This window comes from Comamonas sediminis (genome assembly GCF_041107495.1).
In the GTDB taxonomy this organism is placed as follows: domain Bacteria; phylum Pseudomonadota; class Gammaproteobacteria; order Burkholderiales; family Burkholderiaceae_C; genus Comamonas; species Comamonas sediminis.
In genome coordinates, this window is the sequence record NZ_JBGBDC010000001.1 from 288736 (window position 1) to 307453 (window position 18718).

Sequence of the window (18718 nt, forward strand, 5' to 3'; positions counted from 1 at the left end):
TACAGACGCTGGCAGGGCAATTGGCGAAGATGGCGGCCCACCATCACCGGGGAACCGCATGGATACCATCAACAACAACACCGCGGCCGATCCGACGCCTCCTTCGCCGCCCCTGATACCGACACAAAGCGGCACCCTGGAGCTGCACGACATCACCATCGTCGACAAGGTCAAGCTCAAGAAAGCCATCTCCGCAGCTGCATTGGGCAATGCGATGGAGTGGTTCGACTTCGGCGTCTACGGCTTTGTGGCCTTTGCGTTGGGCAAGGTGTTCTTTCCCGATGCCTCGGCCAGCGTGCAGATGATTGCCGCGCTGGGCACGTTCTCGATTCCGTTTTTGGTGCGGCCGCTGGGCGGTCTGTTCTTTGGCGTGATGGGTGACAAGTTCGGCCGCCAAAAGGTGCTGTCGATCACCATCATCATCATGGCCGCCAGCACCTTCTGTATCGGCCTGATACCGTCCTATGCCAGCATAGGCATCTGGGCGCCCATCCTGCTGCTGCTGTGCAAGCTCGCGCAAGGGTTTTCGGTCGGAGGGGAATACACCGGCGCTGCTATTTTTGTCGCCGAGTTTGCGCCGGACCGCAAACGCGGCTTTCTGGGCAGCTTTCTCGACTTCGGCTCGATCGTCGGCTTTGTCACCGGTGCCGGCGTGGTGGTCTTGCTGCAAAGCCTGCTGAGCGAAGCGCGCTTTCTGGAATGGGGCTGGCGGGTGCCCTTCTTCCTGGCAGCACCGCTGGGGCTGGTAGGCCTGTATCTGCGCCATGCGGCCGAAGAGACCCCTGCGTTTCAGCAGCAGCTCGACCAGATGGAAAAGGATGACCAGGAGGATGTGGAAAACCGCCCCCGCATCTCGTTCAAGGAAATCGCAACGCGTTACTGGCGCCCGCTGCTGGTGTCCGTGGGTCTGGTGCTCACCACCAACATCACGTACTACATGCTGCTGACCTACATGCCCAGCTACCTGTCGCATAACCTGCAGTACTCGGAGGACCACGGGGTGCTGATCATCATCGCGGTGATGATCGGCATGCTGTTTGTGCAGCCGGTCATCGGCCTGGCCAGCGACCGCTTCGGACGCAAGCCCTTTGTGATCTTCGGCTCCATCGGCTTGCTGGTGCTGGCCATCCCCGCATTCAAGCTGATCATCAACGGCCAGATCGCACTGATCTTTGTCGGCCTGTTCATGCTGGCTATTGTGCTGAACTGCTTTACCGGTGTGATGGCGTCGACCTTGCCGGCCATGTTCCCCACCCGCATCCGCTACAGCGCGCTGGCGGCATCGTTCAACATCGCCATCATCGTCGCCGGTCTCACGCCCACGATCACCGCTGCGCTGGTCGACACCACCGGTAGCCTGTACCTGCCGGCCTATTACCTGATGTTCGTAGCGGTCATCGGTATCATCACCGGCATCTTCATGAAGGAAACCGCCAACCGCCCGTTGCGCGGCGCCACCCCGGCAGCCTCCAGCAAAAAAGAGGCCAAGGAGCTGCTGATCCAGACGCTGGACCATATCGAGCAAAGTGTCGAGGAGATCGATGGCGAGATCGCGAAGCTGCAAGCGCAGATCGCTGAGCTGGAGTTGCGCAAACAGAAGTACATCGACCTGCACCCTCGCCTGGATTGACAGCAGGCACTGCGCGTGGCGCGCAGTGGCCCGGTACCGGCATCCGCCGCCGCAGTGGCAAGGGCCCGGCTAGCGCACCAGCCCGCAGAGCCGATGAAACGCGCTGTCCATCTCCGCGACCAGTGCCTGCATCTGCGCGGCCACCGTCGTAGGCCCTTGAATGCCGAACACGCTCTGCCCGGCCGCCTCGTAGACTAGCGAGACGCTGTTGTGTTCGTGGATGGAGGCAAACACATCGCCGGTCAGCGCCTGCTGGTGTGGCATGCCCAGCGGCGCCGGCGCATCGGCCTCTTCCCAGGCATCGATCCAGGCACTGCGCACCACGCGGCAAGGCTTGCCGCTGTGCGCGCGGGAGATGACGGTATCTTCGCTGCTGCTGGCGACCAGCCGGTCCAGCAACGCGGGTGGCGTGTGGTTCTCTTGTGCGGCCATCCACAGGGTGCCCAGCCAGGCGCCCTGCGCGCCGGCGCAGATGCAGCCCAGGATCTGCCCGCCTGTGGCAATGCCGCCAGCGGCCAGCACGGGAACGTTCTGCGCCCCGGCGATCTCGACAATCTGCGGCAGCAGCGACATCGTGCCCACGGTGCCGGTATGGCCTCCCGCGTCATAGCCCTGGGCCACCAGCACGTCCACGCCCATGTCCAGCGCCTTGCGCGCATGGCGCAGCGATCCGATCAGCGAGAACGTGAGCTTGCCCCTGCGCTTGGCCTCCGCTATCAATTCGGCGCGCAGGCCGATGGCGGTGGCCACAGCGCAGGCCTGGGAGTTCAGCACCGCATCGATTTGCGCCTGGAACAGCGCCTCCGACCGCGCATGGGCGGTAAAAAAGCTGGGCTGGCTGGGCGGCTGGATCGCAAAGCGCTGCCGCAGCCCGGCCACAAACGCCACATGCGCGGGCGGCAGCGCCGCCTGCAGGCTTTGCGGATCGGCTTGGCTGGGCACATCGGCCGGCAGCATCAGGTCAATGCCGTAAGGCAGACCGCCCAGGCGCTGCTCGACATCGCGCACGATGGCCGGAATATCCTGCGGCGCATCGCGCGCGAGCCCCAGCACCGGAAAGCCGCCGGCTTGGGCAATCGCGACCACGACATCGGGCTCGTGCGAGAAACCAAAGATCGGATGCGCTATGCCCAGGCGCTGGCAGAGCGGTGTTTGAAATTGCGGCATGGTGCTGGCCTTGTCTGAATGCTGCCATCAGTTCGGCTCAATGCCGGCCTGCTGGATGACCTGGCCCCACTTCTCGCTCTCCTGCGCGATGAAGCTATCGAACTGCTCGGCGTTCTGCGGTGCCAGCTCCATGCCCAGCGATTCGAGCTTGGTCTTGACATCGGGCTGCGCGAGGATCTGCGCAATATCGGCCGACAGCTTTTGCTGCACGGGCGCCGGTGTGTTGGCCGGGGCCACAAAGCCAAACCAGGTGCCCACGTTATAGCGGGGCAGTTGCGCCGCTTCGGCCACGGTCGGCAGATCGGGCGATGCGCTGGAGCGCTTGGCAGTGGTGACGGCCAAGGCGCGCAGCTTGCCGCTTTTGACATGCGGAATCGCGAGCGCCGAGGTCAGCGGCATCATGTTGACCCGGCCGGAGAGCAGGTCGTTCAAGGCCTCGGACTGGCCTTTGTAGGGCACATGTGCGAGCGCGATATGGGCCTCTTGCGCCAGCAGCTCGCCCGACAGGTGGTTGGAGGTGCCCAGGCCGGCGGTGGCATAGGTCAGCGGTGGCGCGCTCTTCTTGGCCAGCGCGACGAACTCGGCCATGGTCTTGGCTTGCAGGCTGGGGTGCACGACGATGATATTGGGCACATAGCCAAAGCCGGCAATGGCCTTGAAGTCGCGCACGGGGTTCCAGGTGATGCTCTTTTGCAGCGCGGGCGCCACCGCATGGCTGGGGCTGACCGCCAGCAGGGTGTAGCCATCAGGCGCCGATTTGGCGACATAGTCGGTGCCGATGGAGCCGCCCGCGCCCGTCTTGTTCTCCACGATAAAGGGCTTGCCGTATTGGGTAGAGAGTTTGTCGCTGATGATGCGCGCGACCGAATCGACCACCCCTCCCGCCGAGAATGGAACAATGACCTTGACCGGCTTGGTGGGATAGCCTTCCGCCTGGGGCTGCGCCTGCGCAAGCGCAGTGGCGGCCAGACTGCACGCCAGCAAGGCGCGTGCCGCATGGGCGAGGGATGGGATGGTCTGCATGGCTGTGTCTCCTGAGAAGGGTGGATTGCGCTTTTGTCGGTCTGCTCTCGTTGTTGTCTCTGCGCGCGGTGCTGTTAAGCCGCTAAGCAGTCAGCGCCGCCATCGTGCGTTTGGCGATGTTGGTGATGTGGACCTGGCTGGTGCCTTCGTAGAGCCGGAACAGGCGCACATCGCGGTAGAAGCGCTCGGCCACATTGCCGGCCACATAGCCGCTGCCGCCGAAGATCTGCACGGCCCGGTCGGCCACACGGCCGCAGGTCTCGGAGGCAAAGAGCTTGCACATGGACGCTTCCATCGTCACGTCCTGGCCCTCGTCGCGCTTGCGGGCGGTCTCCAGCACCAGGGCGCGGGCGGCATGCACCTCGGTATTGCTCTCGGCAATCAGCTGCTGCACCAGCTGGAACTCGCTGATCGGCTGGCCAAACTGCTGGCGGCGCTGCGCTTGCAGGGCCATCTCCTGCACCAGGCGGATCGCGGGGCCCACGCAGAGACCGGCGAGGTTGATGCGTTGCTTGTTGAGCGCGCGCATGGCCGTGCGAAAGCCCTTGCCCTCCAGGCCGCCAACGATGGCGCTTTCATGCACGCGCACCTGGTCCAGCACTACCTCACCGACGGGCGAGCCATGCTGCCCCATCTTGCGCATCGCGGGCGGTGTGGACAGCCCTGGCGTGCCGCGCTCGATCAGAAAAGCACTGATGCCGTTGGCGCCCTTGCTGCCGGGCTCGGACCGGGCAAACACGGTGAACAGATTGGCAATTGGCGCATTGGTGATGAAGCACTTGCGCCCGCTGATGACAAAATGCGCGCCATCGCGCACGGCGGTGGTCCGCAGCGCGGTGGCGTCCGAGCCGGCCTCGGGCTCGGTCAGCGCAAAGCAGCCCGTCACCTCGCCGCTGGCCAGCAGCGGCAGGTACTGGCGCTTCTGCGCCTCGGTCCCATCGACCACCAGCGACTCCGACGCAATACCGGTATTGCCGCCAAAGCGCGCGCGGAAGGTGGTCGCTACCTGCGAGACCTCAATATTGACCAAGGCCAGCTCCTCGGTCGTCAGGCCCGCGCCGCCATAGGCCTCGGGGATGCTGTGGCCAAACAGACCCAGCTCGCGCATGCGCTGCACCACCGGCTCGGGGATCAGGTCCTGCGCATCGACCTGTTCCTCGATCGGCTGGCATTCACTGCGTAGAAAGCTGCGCAGCTCAGCCAGCATCGCTTCAAACGTCTGGGGGTCTCGGATCATCACTCTTCTTTCTGAGGTTGTGGACGGGCGCTGGTTACCGGGCTTGGGGTTCTCAAGCCCTAGCGCATGCCCAGCGCCAGTTCCAGTTGAAAAACGGCTTCCTTGAGGAGCGGCGCCACCTCGCGGGTGAGCAGGTTCCTGGATGCTCGGTGGGTGGACAAGGTGCAGTTCAGCGCCACCGGCAAACCGCCCAGGTGGGTACGCACCGGCACGGCAATCGCATGAATCTCCTTGCGCCAATCGCCCTTGGAGTGGCAGTAGCCCTCGTCCTTGAAGCGCGCTACATCGGCCTGCCAGTTGGGCAGCTGGGCGTCGTACTCGGCACGGTCCTTGACCTGGAGGTAATTGAGAATGGCGCGCTGCTCGGCCGCCGGGCAGGCCAGGATCAGCGCACGGCCTATGGCGCTGGACAGCAGCGGGCGGGTGGAGCCAATATCGGGCAGGTGCTGGTTGGTGGAATCGGCCCGCACCGAGTCGATATAGACCACCAGATCGCGGTCGCGCACGCCCATGTTGACGGTGCAGCCGGTGCTGCGCGCCAGCGACTCCATCAGCGGCTTGGCCGATTGGCGCACGGCCATGCTGGCCAGCAGCGGATGGCCCAGCGACAGCACGCCGGGGCCGAGCCGGTACTTTTGCAGCTGGCCGTCGCGGCTCAGATAGCCCAGCAAGGTGAGCGTATAGGTCAGCCGCGAGACGGTGGGCTTGGGCAGGCCGGTGCGGTCGGCAATCTCCCGGTTACCAAGCACGGGGCTGGCCGGTGTGAACGCGCGCAGCACCTCCAGACCGCGTGCCAGGTTCATCGAGAACTGGCGGTCTAGCGTGAGGTCATGGGGGCTGACGAGCCCGGGCAGGGAGATGGTGTTCACGGGGCGTTGGGCGGTGGTTCGTGTGGTCATGATTGGGGCGGCGTCCTTTCCAGGTCAATCGTTTGAGCCGAGTGTTTCGATCAGCGAAACATGCTATTGCAGCCGCCAATCCGCTGTGGGACAAAGCGGCTATTGCGCTTACTGCACAAAGAGTTTTCATGACCCACCACAACCCCATGACCCACCCTGGCTCGCTGGCCGGCGTACGCATCCTGGACATGGCCACGGTGCTGGCTGCGCCCAGTGGCGCGACGATGTGCGCCGACCATGGCGCCGATGTCGTCAAGCTGGAGCTGCCCGATGGCAACGATGCACTGCGCCACATGCAGCCCATCAAGAATGGATCACCGCTGTGGTGGAAGGTGGCCAACCGGGGCAAGCGCGGCATCACCCTGGATGTGCGCAAACCGCAGGGGCGCGAGCTGCTGCTGGCCATGCTGGCGCAGTTCGATGTGCTGGTGGAGAACTTTCGCACCGGCAGCCTGGACCGCTGGGGCCTGGACATTGCCACCCTGCACCGCGCCAACCCGCGCCTCATCGTGGTGCGGCTGACCGGCTTTGGCCAGACAGGCCCCTACCGCGCCCGCGCCGGCTTTGCGCGGGTGTTCGAGGCGATGAGCGGCTTCACCAACCTGACAGCACCGGCGGGCGGCGCGCCCATGCACAGCAACTACCCGATCGGCGATGCGGTGGCCGGCATCTTCTGCGCGTTCTCCATCGCCGCAGAGACTGCCCGCCTGCGTGCCGACCCCGAGGCCCGGGGCGTGGAGGTGGACCTGTCGGCCACCGAGGCGCTGTTCCGCATTCTGGACCCGCTGCCCGTCGAGCATGAACAGCTGGGCCTGGCCCGGCGCGGCGAAGGCAATCTGGCCACCTACACGGCGCCGTCGAATATGTACCGCAGTGCCGATGGCGTGTTCTTCTCGATGGTGGCCTCGTCCCAGGCCGTCTGGCTGCGGCTGTGCAAGGCCATGGGCAAGCCCCATCTGGCCGAGGACCCGCGCTTTGCCAGCCTGCCGCACCGCGTGGCCCATGTGCATGCGCTCGATGCCATCGTCAGCGGCTGGTTTGCCGAGCATGGCTTTGCGCTGATCAGCCAGAAGCTGGAGGCCTGCGAAATTCCGTTCAGCAAGGTCTATGACATCGCCGACATCGAGGCGGACCCGCATTTCCGGGCACGCGAGGCCATCATCCGCCTGCCCGATGCCGACCATGGCAGCCTGCCTGCGCCCTGCATTGTTCCGCGCATTATCGGCCGCGACATGCCGGTGCCCCGCACCGGCCCGGCGCTGGGCGAGCACAACGCCGAGGTCTACGGCGCGATGGGGGTGTCGGCCGATGCACTGGCGCAGTTGCGCGCGCAAGGCGTGGTCTGACCGTATACATCAATAGAGTCGCTAACACGGCCCAGCAAACCGAAGGTTTGCGATTGAGACCAGGCGTCGAGCCGCAGGCAGTACAGTAGTACGACAAGGTTCGGCAACGACGTATCAAGGGTTGTGTTAGCGACTCTTCAGGAGAACTGCATGAACTGCTACCAGGCCATGGTCACGCGCAGCGCGGACAAAGCCATCCACTCCCAGATGGAGACCTTGCAGCGCGGTGAACTCGCGTCCGGCGAGGTACTGGTCCAGTCGCACTATGCGGGCGTGAACTACAAGGACTGTTTGTCGCTGCATGGGATGGCCAGGATCATCACGCAGTTCCCCCGCGTCGCGGGGATCGAGGTGGTGGGCAAGGTGCTTGAATCACGCAGCGAGCAGTTCCGGCCTGGTGACATGGTGCTCAGCCATGGTTTCCAACGCGGCATTGATGTGGATGGTGGCTTTGCCGAGCTGGTGCAGGCGCCCGCCGAGCACCTGCAAGCGCTGCCCGCAGGCCTGAGCGCCGAGCAGGTCGCCATTCTGGGCGTACCCGGCTTTACCGCCGCCATGGCGCTGGAGCGCTTTGAAGAACTGGGCCTTCAGCCCGACAGCGGCCTGGTCGCCATCTCCGGCGCCGGAGGCGCCGTGGGCCGGTTGGCCATCCATATGCTGCACCGTGCCGGCTACCGCACCGCCGCGCTCACCCGCAACCGCAGCAACGAAGCAGCACTGCGCGCGCTGGGCGCCAGCGAGGTGATCGACATCAGCCAGGTGGTGGATTCCAAGCGTCCCATCGAAAAGCCGCAGTTCGCGGCCGGCATCGATAACGTGGGCGGCGCGGTGCTGTCCTGGATGCTGCGGTCTCTGAGCGATGGCGGCCTGCTGGCCAGCGTGGGCAATGCCTCGGGCAACAGCTTTGACGGCAGCGTGCTGCCCTTCATCATGCGCCGCGCGCAGATGTTCGGCATCGTCGCCAACGCCCCTTGGCCGCAACGGCGCCGGCTGTGGGACAAGCTGGCCGGTGACTGGAAGCCGGACTTTGCAGCGCTGCAGCCCGGTGTGCGCTTTATCGGGCTGGACGGGTTGCTGGCGCATGCGGCGCGGCAGTTAGAGGGGGCGACGAGTGGGCGCACGGTGGTGAGGTTTGGGGCCGCGTGAAGCTAGCCTATTGGGACACGCGCAAGGCATTCAAGCTGGATGCGCCAGCTGCACCATCAGTCCAGCGCACCCAGCCCCGTCGCATTGCCAAATCGGTCGCGCAGGCGCAGGAATGGCCCTGAACGCCCCATGTCTGGCAGATAGGTGGAATAGTGCGAACGCCACTGGTTGCCGTCCGGCTCGCCACAGCTCATGTTGGAGCCGGGTGTCAGGCCCACAGGCAGACAAAGAAGTTTTCCATCCGCAGTGATGACACCCTCGCCCTGCACACGATCAAACCGGGTAACGACCTCGCCGCTTCGGGCATACCAGTCACCAAACATGCGTTCAGCAAAACTGGCTGGCACATCGGTTTGCAGACGCCGGATCTTAACGGGCGGCTCACCGGGCAGTTGCAACTGTCCTTGCGTCCACCAGACGTTGCGGTCTATGGCGCCGCTTTCCAGCGGGGGGCTGTAGAACTCCACCATGGCATTGCCCGCCTCGGCCTCCAGCTCCGCCGTACTTGCCGGGCCGCCCAGGCTGCGCCCTCCCCGGTATTGCCGCAACGGAATCGTTGCCACGCTGGCGCGGCTGCCCGGACCTTTGCCCTTGTAAATGGCGCTGCCCATATGGAAAGTGGGCTGGCCATCTGCACGGTAATGGAACAGCTGCAAGATGACGGTGTCGCCTTGCACATCCAGCGCAATGCCACGACCGGGCTTACCCGTCAATTCATCTTCCACCACCCAGGTACCGTTCATAGGCATCAGGATGTTGGTCGTGACGGACGAGTAACAGGTCACCTGGCAGGCGGGGCCGTATCCGAAATTGGAAGCCAGATAGCTATGGTGCTGGACCGGCGTGATCGTGGTGCGGCCTTCAACGTAGGGGGCTTCATTCAGGGCAGCGCCCAGATCAAAACCAGTGATGGTCTTGGTATGGGGATGGCTGCCGCCCATGCGCAACACGCCTTGGATATCAAAGCCCGCAAACTGCAACTCCATGCTCTCGATATCAGCGATGTCGGCAGGTCTTTGAGCGTCCTTTGGCGTGCATTGCATGCGAGCCGTTCCTGGCAGCACATCACATTGGAACAGGGGTTGGTAGTCAACCATCCCAATGACGCTGGGCTTGATCCATCCCATATGGGTGATGCCGTCATCGGTTCGCCAAAGCTGCGCCTGGGTGGTGTAGTCAGGCTGCCCTTGTGCATCCAGCGTAAACAGCCGCAATGAGCGCCCGCCTTGTTGTGCCAGTGGGTTGGTGACGCCCGGTGCATCACTGGTCACTATGAGGCGCTCGATCGCCACCGCTGATTCGCCAGGGAACTGCAGCGTTCCCTTCAGGCCATTGCGAAAGCTGACGGTCACCTGCCCTAAGCTCCGGTCCTCCACGGCTTCCTGCATCGGCCCGGCCAGACTACGCCCATTCTTGTAGCGCATCAGCGGAGCGGTAATGCTATTGCCCTCCATCTGGCCCGTCGCAGTGTAAAAGGTCGCGTCACCATTTTTCTCGTATCCGAAGACCTGCATGAAGAAGGTGTTGCCTTGCACATCGATGGCTAAACCTCGGCCGGGTTTGCCATTGATTTCACTGCTCACGATCCAGGTGCCTGATTGCGGGGTGAAATCCCGGCCTGCCCAGCTGGAAGAGGCGTAAAGAGTCGATGCAGATATGGCGAGAATGGACGCCAAATACGGAATGTGCTTGGTTTTTGCCACCGGGTCTCCCTTGATTTTGTGACAGTATATTCACCAAACAAATAATGACTTAATCCTGAATTTCGTTTATTCAGATGAAAAGCATGGACTTGGGCATTGCAACGTCGCCATTTGTTGGACGCAGATCCATAGGAGCGGCTAGAAAAATCTCAACGCCCCACCACCCTCACGACCCCATGCGCCTCTCGCTCAATCCGCACCGGCAGCGACTGCGCCAGCAGCGCCAGGCTGGCCTCCGTGTCCTTGAGCGACAGGGCGCCCGATAGCCGCAGCTGGGCCACCGCGGGATCGCAGTGCACAGGGGCCATCCGATACCGGGCGATCTCGGCCACAACGTCGGCCAACGGCATGTTCTTGGCCAACAGCATGCCCTGCTCCCACAGCGCGGCGCTGGCTTGCACATCGGTTGGCGGGCTGATGCTTTTGTTGCTGAAGTCAGCGGTGTGTCCCTCTTGCAGCAACTGGGTAGCGCCTTGCTGGTTGGTGATGACGACGGTGTGGCTGAAGACAGCGACGCGGCTGGTGTCCGCATCCACCCGGCGCACGCTAAAGCGCGTGCCCAGCGCCTGCACGGAGCCTTGCCGTGTTTCCACGACAAAGAGACGGTAGCGGGGCGAGGGGTCGGCATGCGTGGTCACCAAGATCTCGCCCCCCAGCAGCCGCACCCGGCGCTCTTGTGCGTTGAAGCGGATGGCGACCGCGCTGGCGGTGTTGAGCGTCAACGTAGAGCCATCGGGCAGCAGCATGGAGCGCGACTGCCCCACAGCGGTGGCCTGGTCGGCCATCCAGTCGCGCCAGGACAGCTCTCGCCAGGCGAGCCAGCCGGCGGGGGCCGCCAGCAGCAGGCCACCCAGCCAGGCCAGGCTTTTGCGCCGGTCGGGCCGCTGCACGGCATTCAAGGTTTGCTGGCAGACCTCGGCAGGCACTTGGGCAAACACGCCCAGCATGGCTTCGGCCTTGTGCCAGGCCGCCTCATGCGCGGGACTTTGGCTGCGCCATTGTTCAAAGCGCGCCTGCTCCTTGGCAGTGGGCGTTTCATAGCGCAGCCGGATCAGCCAGTCGGCCGCTTCGCTGAGCAAGCTGTTTTGCGCGGCAACGCCTGCCATCACGCGGCCTCCAGGCAGCGCAGCAAGGCCTTGTGGATATGGCGGCGCACGGTGATCACCGGCATGGCGACCTGGTCGGAGATCTGCTGCAAGCTCAGGCCATCGAGCTGCGCCAGCAAAAACACCTGGCGCGTGCGGGGCGCCAGGCCTGCCAGCAGCCGGTCGATCTGCACCAAGGCCTCGATGACCTGCAGCTGGGTCTCGGGCGATGGCGCATACGGCTCGGGCAGGGCCTGCAGGGTCTCCAGGTAGGCGCGCTCGATCTCGCGCCGGCGCCATAGATCCACCACCAGGCCTTTGGCGACATGGGTCAGGAAGGCCCGCGGCTCATCGGCTGCGTCCACGTTGCGGGGTGACAGCATGAGCCGCAAAAAGGTGTCGTGGGCCAGATCGGCCGCATCGCCCGCATGGCCCAGACGGCGCCGCAGCCAGGACTGCAGCCAGGCATGGTGGTTTTTGTAGAGCGCTTCGATGGGCGAAGCCAAGTATCCGGGAGATGCCATGCGATGTCCGCGCCCTGCTGCCACAGTCAATAGTTGAGAATGACTCTCAATTATATTCAATGGCAAAGACCGTCTTTACACAGGACTTTCGAGGCCATCCGGCGCGCCCCATGCGCCCGGCAGGTCAGCGTTGCGGAGCAGGCGGCGCGGGCAGCACGTACTGCCCTGTCCAGCCGACCAGACGCAGCGCCATCTGCGTCATCTCCTGGCACAGCGCCTCGATGGACAGCTTGCCGTTGGGCTGGTACCAGCGGTGCGTCCACTGCACCATGCCGCTGATGGCAAAGGCCGTTACCTTGGGATTGCTGACGTTAAAGACGCCGGCTTCCACGCCATTGACGATGAGCCGCGTCACCAGCGCATCAAAGCCGTGGTATTTGCTGCGGATATCGCTGATTTTTTCCGGGCTCAGGCTTTTTTCCTCTTCGAGCAGGATGGCAGAGAAGCTGCTCAGCTCGATCTTGCGGCGCGTATAGGTGTCGATAAAAAACGCAAAGCGCCGCACGGGATCCTTGTCTTCCAGCTGTTCGCACTGGCTGACGGCCTCATAGAGCCCAGCAAACACCTTGTCGAAAAGCCGCTCCAGCAGCTCGTGCTTGGACTTGAAGCGCTTGTAGATGAAGGGCTTGGTCACGCCGATCGAGGCTGCGATGTCATCGAGCGTCGCGCTCTTGAAGCCGCGCTTGTAGAACAGCTCGGCAGCGGCATTGATGATCAAGGTGTCCTTGTATTCCTGGATCTGGTTCTTGGCATCGCCTGCGTTGGTGTCGGTGGGTGGTAGCTGCACTGCTGAAGGTCTCCTGGTGGGCGTGGGGCTGCGGCCGTGACGCGCGCCGGCACGCTGTACACATGGCCCCAGCATAGTGGAAAGGCGGGCCGTTTTGCACAAGATGCGATTGCGTCAACTATGCGTGAAATCCCCAATGGTACCAAACGATACTGATCAGTATCTTTGGGTTTTTCCAACGCTGAGCAGCCGTTTCAGGCCCCTGCCGAAGCGCCGCGCCAGCAGCCATTGAGCCCCGTTGATTGAGGAGACAAGCGCATGTCGAACGCAACCGCCAGCCCTGGCGAACAACTGAGTTACCAGGTCGTCGATTTTGGCCAGCCGCTGCAACTGGCGCGCCGCGCCATTGCTGCGCCTGCGGGCAGCGAGGTGCTGGTGCGCATCAGCGCCTGCGGCGTCTGCCACAGCGACCTGCACATGGCCGAGGGCTTTTTTGACCTGGGCGATGGCCGCCATTTCGGCCTGGAAAAAGTGCTCAAGCCGCCCCGCACCCTGGGCCATGAGATCGTCGGCACCGTGGCCGCCAACGGCCCCGATGCCCAAGGCGCGCTGGGCCGCTCGGTGATCGCCTTCCCCTGGATTGGCTGCGGCCAGTGTGCGCTTTGCGCCCGGGGTGATGAACACCTGTGCGCCCGCCCCGAGAGCCTGGGCACCACGCGGGATGGCGGCTTCAGCACCCATGTGCGCGTGCCCCACCCGCGCTACCTGATCGACCATGCCGGCATTGACGCCGCCTTTGCCGCCACCCTGGCCTGCTCGGGGCTGACGGCCTACTCGGCCCTCAAAAAAGTGGCGCCAGCGACCGAGCAGGCACCGCTGGTCATCATCGGCGCGGGCGGCGTGGGCCTGGCTGCTGTGGCGCTGGCCAAGGCCTTGCATGGCCTGGGGCCCATCGTTGTCGATATCGACCCGGCCAAGCGCCAGGCCGCGCTGGAGGCCGGCGCCAGCCGCGTGGTGGACCCGGCCGAGACGGATGCCGCCAAGACCCTGGCGCGCTCCAGCGCCGAAGGCGTGTCGGCCGTGCTCGATTTTGTCGGCGCCACACGCAGCTTCGAGTTTGCCCATGCCGTCGTCGGCAAGGGCGGAAAGATCCTCATCGTCGGCCTGTTTGGTGGCAGCGCCAGCATCCAGCTGCCGCTGATCCCCATGCGCGCCATCTCCATCGGCGGCTCCTATGTGGGCTCGCTGGCCGAGCTGCGTGAGCTGGTGGCGCTGGCCCAGCAAGGGGTGTTGCCGTCCCTGCCGCTCAGCAGCCGCCCGCTGGGCGATGTGCAGACCGTGCTGGACGAGCTGCGTGCCGGCAAGGTCACCGGCCGCGCCATTTTGCAAAGCTAAAGCCAGAAAAAACCAGGAGCACCGCATGAACTACCAAGTCCCATTGCTGATCGACGGCCAGTGGCGCGACAGCAGCAGCCAGGAATGGCTGGACATCACCAACCCCGCCGATGAAAGCAGCATTGGCCGCGTGGCCAAGGCCAGCCGCGCCGACCTGGATGCCGCGCTCGCCGCTGCCCAGACCGGCTTTGCCGCCTGGCGCAAGACCTCGGTGATGGAGCGCTCGGCCTATCTGCGCAAGGCCGCCGCGCTGGTGCGCGAGCATGCCGAAGAGATGGCGCTGATGCTGGTGCACGAGCAAGGCAAGCGCCTGACTGAGGCGCGCATCGAGCTGTCGGGCGCCAGCGAGGTACTGGAATGGTTTGCCGAAGAGGCACGCCGCTGCTATGGCAGCATGATCCCCCCGCGCTCACCCGAGCTGCGCCAGTATGTGCAGCATGAGCCGGTGGGCCCGGTGGCGGCGTTCACGCCCTGGAACTTCCCGATCAACCAGGCCGTGCGCAAGATTGCCGCCGCACTGGCTGCCGGCTGTTCGATCATCGTCAAGGGCTCGGAGGAAACGCCGGTGGCGCTGGCCCGCTTCATCCAGGTGCTGGAGCAGGCCGGCCTGCCCGCAGGCGTGCTGGGCCTGGTCTATGGCGTGCCGGGTGATATCTCCGAGCACCTGATTGCCTCGCCTGTGGTGCGCAAGATCTCGTTCACCGGCTCGACCTCGGTGGGCAAATTGCTGAGCGCGCAAGCGGGCGCCGCGATGAAGCGCATGTCGATGGAGCTGGGCGGCCATGCGCCTGCCATCGTCTGCGACGACGCCGACCTGGCGCGCAGCCTCAAGCTCCTGGGCGTGCAGAAGTTCTGGAACGCCGGCCAGGCCTGCATCTCGCCCTCGCGCTTTCTGGTGCAGGCGCCCTTGTATGACGAGGCCATTGCCGGTTTTCAGCGCATTGCCGAAGGCTATGTGATGGGCAATGGCCTGGACAAGGCCACCCGCATGGGCCCGCTGGCCAACCCGCGCCGGGTGGCTGCCATGCAGGCCCTGGTGGATGATGCGGTGGCCAAGGGCGCCCGTGTGGTGACGGGCGGCAAGGCACCGGATGGCAAGGGCTACTTTTTTGCGCCCACGGTGCTGGCCGATGTGCCGCAGGATGCGCGCATCTTCAACGAAGAGCCTTTTGGCCCGATTGCCGCGTTTGCGCGCTTTGACAGCGATGCGCAGGCGCTGCAAGAGGCCAACCGCCTGCCCTGGGGCCTGGCGGCCTATGTGTTCACCGGCTCGGCCACGCGCGGCGAGTGGTTCAAGAACGGGATCGAAAGCGGCCTGGTCGGCATCAACTCGATCGCAATGGGCTACCCCGAGCAGCCGTTTGGCGGCGTCAAGGATTCGGGCTATGCCAGCGAGGGCGGCGCCGATGCGCTGGCCTTCTACCTCAGCAGCAAGTTCGTCAGCCAGACCATCTGAGCGCGCAGGCCGGCGCCCAGGGCATGCCGGCCCGCTGCCGGCCCGCTGCCGCGCCGATGCGGGGCAGCGTGATCGAAGAGAGAAGGATTTCCATGCACAAGGTATTGATCGCCAACCGGGGGGAGATTGCAGTGCGCATTGCGCGCACGGCCGCAGACCGGGGCATCGCAAGCGTTGCGGTCTACGCCAGCGACGATGCAGCCAGCCTGCACCGCCGCACTGCCGACCAGGCCCGCGCGCTGAGCGCCCAGGGCGCAGCCGCCTATCTGAACGGCGCGCATCTGATCGAGATTGCGCACCAGGAAGGCTGTGATGCCATCCACCCCGGCTACGGCTTTTTGAGCGAGAACGCGGCTTTTGCGCAGGCCTGCACCGCAGCCGGCCTGCGCTTTATCGGCCCCTCGGTCCAGGCGCTGGAGACCTTTGGCGACAAGGCCCGGGCGCGCGCCTTGGCCCAGCGTGAGCAGGTACCGGTGGCACAAGGCACGCACAGCGCCACCAGCCTGGCGCAGGCCCAGGCCTTTATGCAGCAGCTGGGCGGGCCGGTGATGCTCAAGGCTTTGGCAGGTGGCGGTGGGCGGGGTATGCGCGCGGTGATGCATGCCGCAGACCTGGCCGCAGCCTTTGACCGCTGCAGCTCCGAAGCGCTGAGCGCCTTTGGCCGCAGCGATCTGTATGTGGAGCAGCTCATCGGCGGCGCCCGCCATATTGAAGTGCAGATCGTGGGCGACGGCAGCGGCGCGGTGCAGCACCTGTTTGAGCGCGATTGCACTTTGCAGCGCCGCCACCAGAAGCTGCTGGAGATAGCGCCCAGCCCCTTCATCGGCGCCGCGCTGCGCGCGCAGCTGCTGCAGCATGCCTGCCGCCTGGGCGCCGCGATGCACTACCAAGGCCTGGGCACGGTGGAGTTCCTGGTCGACAGCCGCAGCGGGCAGTGCATCTTTATCGAATGCAATCCGCGCCTGCAGGTGGAGCACACCGTCACCGAGGCCATCACCGGGCTGGACCTGGTGGCGCTGCAGTTTGCGCTGGCCGACGGCGCCAGCCTGCAGGACCTGGGCCTGGACCAGGCACTGCCACTGCCCCGCCAGCTGGCGCTGCAGGCGCGTGTGAACATGGAAAGCATGCAGCCCGATGCCCAGGCCCTGCCCACGGGCGGCACCCTGGCACGCTTTGAGCCGCCCACCGGCCCGGGCGTGCGCGTGGACAGCTTTGGCTATACCGGCTACGAGACCTCGGGCAACTACGACGCCTTGCTGGCCAAGGTGGTCGTCAGCGGGCCCAGCCAGTTCGAGGTGCTCTGCGCCAAGGCCGATCGCGCGCTGGCCGAGTTCCATATCCAGGGGGTGGAGACCAACCTGGACTACCTGCGTGCGCTGCTGCGCGACGCGCAGGTACTGCACGGCAAGATCGACACCAGCTATGTGGAGCGCCAAGGCCCGGCGCTGCATGCGGCGGCCGCAGCGCTGGCAGCACAGCGCCAGCCTGGTCCTCAGACCGCCGGCCAGAACCCTGTGCCCAGCAGCGCCAACGATGAGCCCGCGCTGCCCGAAGGCGCAGATGCGGTGCGCGCTGCGATGCGCGGGCGCTTGATTGCGCTGGAGACCGATGCCCATACCGTGCTGGCCAAGGGTGCATCGGTGGCCGTTTTGGAGGCCATGAAGCTGGAGCACAGCGTGGCCTTGGGCCAGGGCGGCCGCTTTGTGGCGCGCAGCGCGCTGCTGGGCGAGGTGGTGGCGACAGGCACCTTGCTCGGTTGGGTGCTGCCCGATGCATCGGCCGATGCGCTGGCCAGCGGGCAGCAGCAAGCCGACCTCGATGCGATACGCCCCGATCTGGCCAAGGTGCTGCAGCGCCAGCAGGGCTTGATGGATGCGGCCCGCCCCGAAGCGGTGGCCAAGCGCCGGCGCCATGGCAAGAACACCGCACGCGAGAACCTGGACCAGTTGCTGGATGCTGGCAGCTTTGTCGAATACGGCGGCCTGACCCTGGCGATGCAGCGCGGCCGCCGCAGCGAGGAAGAGCTGATTCGCCTGAGCCCGGCGGACGGCACCATCACCGGCCTGGGCCGCATCAACGGCCTGCAGTTTGGACCCGAGCAGTCGCGCTGCGCAGTGATGGCCTATGACTACACAGTGTTTGCCGGCACGCAGGGCTTTATGGCCCACCGCAAGATGGACCGCATCGTGCACACCAGCGAACGCCTGGGCCTGCCCTTTGTGCTGTTTGCCGAAGGCGGCGGTGGCCGGCCCGGTGACACCGACTACGTGGGCGTGTCGGGGCTGGAGTTCACCACCTTCACGCACATGGCGCGGCTGTCGGGCAAGGTGCCGACGATTGGCGTGGTCTCGGGCCGCTGCTTTGCCGGCAATGCCGCCTTGCTGGGCTGCTGCGATGTGATCATCGCCACGCAGGATGCCAGCATCGGCATGGCCGGGCCGGCAATGATCGAAGGCGGTGGCCTGGGCGTGGTGGCGGCCGACGAGGTGGGGCCCGTGGCCGTGCAGACGCGCAATGGCGTGATCGACCTGCTGGCCCGCGACGAGACCGAGGCGGTGGCCCTGGCCCAGACCTACCTGGGCTTTGTACAGGGCAAGCTGCCGCCCGGCGAACATGCCGACCAACGCCTGCTGCGTGCGCTGGTGCCCGAGAACCGGGTCAAGGGCTACGACATCCGTGCCGTGGTGCAGACCTTGTTTGACAGCGGCAGCTTTCTGGAGCTGCGCGCCCAGTTTGGCCGCAGCGTGGTCACCGGCTTTGCGCGGCTGCAGGGCCAGGCCGTGGGCGTGCTGGCCAACGATGGCAGCCACCTGGGCGGCGCACTCGATGCCAATAGCGCCGACAAGATTTCGCGCTTTCTGGAGCTGTGCGACAACTATGGCCTGCCGGTCGTGTCGCTGTGCGATACGCCAGGCTTCATGGTCGGGCCCGAGAGCGAGAAGGCCGCAGCCGTGCGGCACTTTGCCCGCATCTTTGTCACGGCCAGCCACATCAAGGTGCCGGTGCTGGCGATTGTGCTGCGCAAGGCCTACGGCCTGGGCGCGCAGGCCATGCTGGGCGGCAACCTGTTGGTGCCGGTAGCCACGGTGGCCTGGCCCACCGGCGAGCTGGGGCCCATGGGCATCGAAGGCTCGGTGCGCCTGGCCTACCGGCGCGAGCTGGAGGCGCTGGAGGACGCTGCCGAGAAGGCAGCCTACTTCCAGGCCAGGACCGATGAGATCTATGCCCAGGGTAAGGCGCTGAACGTGGCCAGCTACAACGAAATCGACGATGTGATCGACCCGGCGCAGACACGCGGCTGGCTCGCCCGCATGCTCGCCAGCCTGCCGGCGGCCAGCCCGGGGCGGGCGGCATCGGGCGTATCGCCCTGGTAGGCACCA

Annotated in this window: 14 protein-coding genes; 6 read left to right on the plus strand and 8 right to left on the minus strand. The window is 65.2% G+C overall.

Translation table 11 applies throughout. The annotated features are described in order from the left end of the window. The first annotated feature begins 58 nt into the window (after positions 1–58). The gene (proP, locus tag AB7A72_RS01235) at positions 59–1630 is read left to right on the plus strand and encodes a glycine betaine/L-proline transporter ProP (protein WP_312834632.1); all 1572 of its coding nucleotides are present in this window, start codon (positions 59–61) and stop codon (positions 1628–1630) included. Positions 1631–1699: 69 nt separating this feature from the next. Here proP and AB7A72_RS01240 read toward each other — a convergent pair whose 3' ends face one another. From AB7A72_RS01240 to AB7A72_RS01255, 4 genes are all read right to left on the minus strand, one after another. After that, on the minus strand, positions 1700–2797 hold the full coding sequence (locus AB7A72_RS01240) for a nitronate monooxygenase (RefSeq protein WP_369458781.1): 1098 nt from the start codon (positions 2795–2797) through the stop codon (positions 1700–1702). Between the two features lie 27 nt (positions 2798–2824). Continuing rightward, positions 2825–3820: a tripartite tricarboxylate transporter substrate binding protein gene (locus tag AB7A72_RS01245; protein WP_369458782.1), complete on the minus strand. Its 996-nt coding sequence runs from the start codon at positions 3818–3820 to the stop codon at positions 2825–2827. An 82-nt stretch (positions 3821–3902) separates the two neighbouring features. Then, positions 3903–5057 carry an acyl-CoA dehydrogenase family protein gene (locus AB7A72_RS01250; protein ID WP_369458783.1) on the minus strand — a complete coding sequence of 385 codons (1155 nt, stop codon included), beginning with the start codon at positions 5055–5057 and terminating at the stop codon, positions 3903–3905. A gap of 59 nt (positions 5058–5116) precedes the next feature. Then, positions 5117–5956, minus strand: a complete 840-nt coding sequence (locus AB7A72_RS01255) for an IclR family transcriptional regulator (RefSeq protein ID WP_407064939.1) — start codon at positions 5954–5956, stop codon at positions 5117–5119. Positions 5957–6084: 128 nt separating this feature from the next. On the opposite strand from AB7A72_RS01255, the gene AB7A72_RS01260 reads away from it, so the two are divergent. Then, complete coding sequence (locus AB7A72_RS01260) at positions 6085–7302, plus strand: CaiB/BaiF CoA transferase family protein (protein ID WP_369458784.1); 1218 nt, start codon at positions 6085–6087, stop codon at positions 7300–7302. Between the two features lie 150 nt (positions 7303–7452). Beyond that, complete coding sequence (locus tag AB7A72_RS01265) at positions 7453–8448, plus strand: YhdH/YhfP family quinone oxidoreductase (RefSeq protein ID WP_369458786.1); 996 nt, start codon at positions 7453–7455, stop codon at positions 8446–8448. Positions 8449–8504: 56 nt separating this feature from the next. Here the strand turns inward: AB7A72_RS01265 and AB7A72_RS01270 are convergent, their stop codons facing one another. The 4 genes from AB7A72_RS01270 to AB7A72_RS01285 all read right to left on the minus strand — a co-directional run bounded on the left by AB7A72_RS01270 (position 8505) and on the right by AB7A72_RS01285 (position 12547). Further along, the gene (locus tag AB7A72_RS01270; RefSeq protein WP_369458787.1) at positions 8505–10151 is read right to left on the minus strand and encodes a hypothetical protein; all 1647 of its coding nucleotides are present in this window, start codon (positions 10149–10151) and stop codon (positions 8505–8507) included. A 149-nt stretch (positions 10152–10300) separates the two neighbouring features. Then, the gene (locus AB7A72_RS01275; protein ID WP_369458788.1) at positions 10301–11257 is read right to left on the minus strand and encodes a FecR domain-containing protein; all 957 of its coding nucleotides are present in this window, start codon (positions 11255–11257) and stop codon (positions 10301–10303) included. Continuing rightward, complete coding sequence (locus AB7A72_RS01280; protein ID WP_369458789.1) at positions 11257–11760, minus strand: sigma-70 family RNA polymerase sigma factor; 504 nt, start codon at positions 11758–11760, stop codon at positions 11257–11259. The genes AB7A72_RS01275 and AB7A72_RS01280 overlap by 1 nt, the downstream gene beginning before the upstream one ends. Positions 11761–11884: 124 nt before the next feature. Further along, on the minus strand, positions 11885–12547 hold the full coding sequence (locus tag AB7A72_RS01285) for a TetR/AcrR family transcriptional regulator (protein WP_312409595.1): 663 nt from the start codon (positions 12545–12547) through the stop codon (positions 11885–11887). A 258-nt stretch (positions 12548–12805) separates the two neighbouring features. Here AB7A72_RS01285 and AB7A72_RS01290 point away from each other — a divergent pair, with 258 nt between their 5' ends. The 3 genes from AB7A72_RS01290 to AB7A72_RS01300 all read left to right on the plus strand — a co-directional run bounded on the left by AB7A72_RS01290 (position 12806) and on the right by AB7A72_RS01300 (position 18712). Then, positions 12806–13882, plus strand: coding sequence for an alcohol dehydrogenase (locus tag AB7A72_RS01290; protein WP_369458790.1), 1077 nt, complete (start codon positions 12806–12808; stop codon positions 13880–13882). 25 nt (positions 13883–13907) lie between these two features. Then, positions 13908–15338, plus strand: a complete 1431-nt coding sequence (locus tag AB7A72_RS01295) for an NAD-dependent succinate-semialdehyde dehydrogenase (RefSeq protein WP_369458791.1) — start codon at positions 13908–13910, stop codon at positions 15336–15338. 92 nt (positions 15339–15430) lie between these two features. Continuing rightward, positions 15431–18712 (plus strand): carboxyl transferase domain-containing protein, encoded by a 3282-nt coding sequence (locus tag AB7A72_RS01300; RefSeq protein ID WP_369458792.1) that lies wholly within the window; start codon positions 15431–15433, stop codon positions 18710–18712. The last annotated feature ends 6 nt before the right edge of the window (positions 18713–18718 follow it).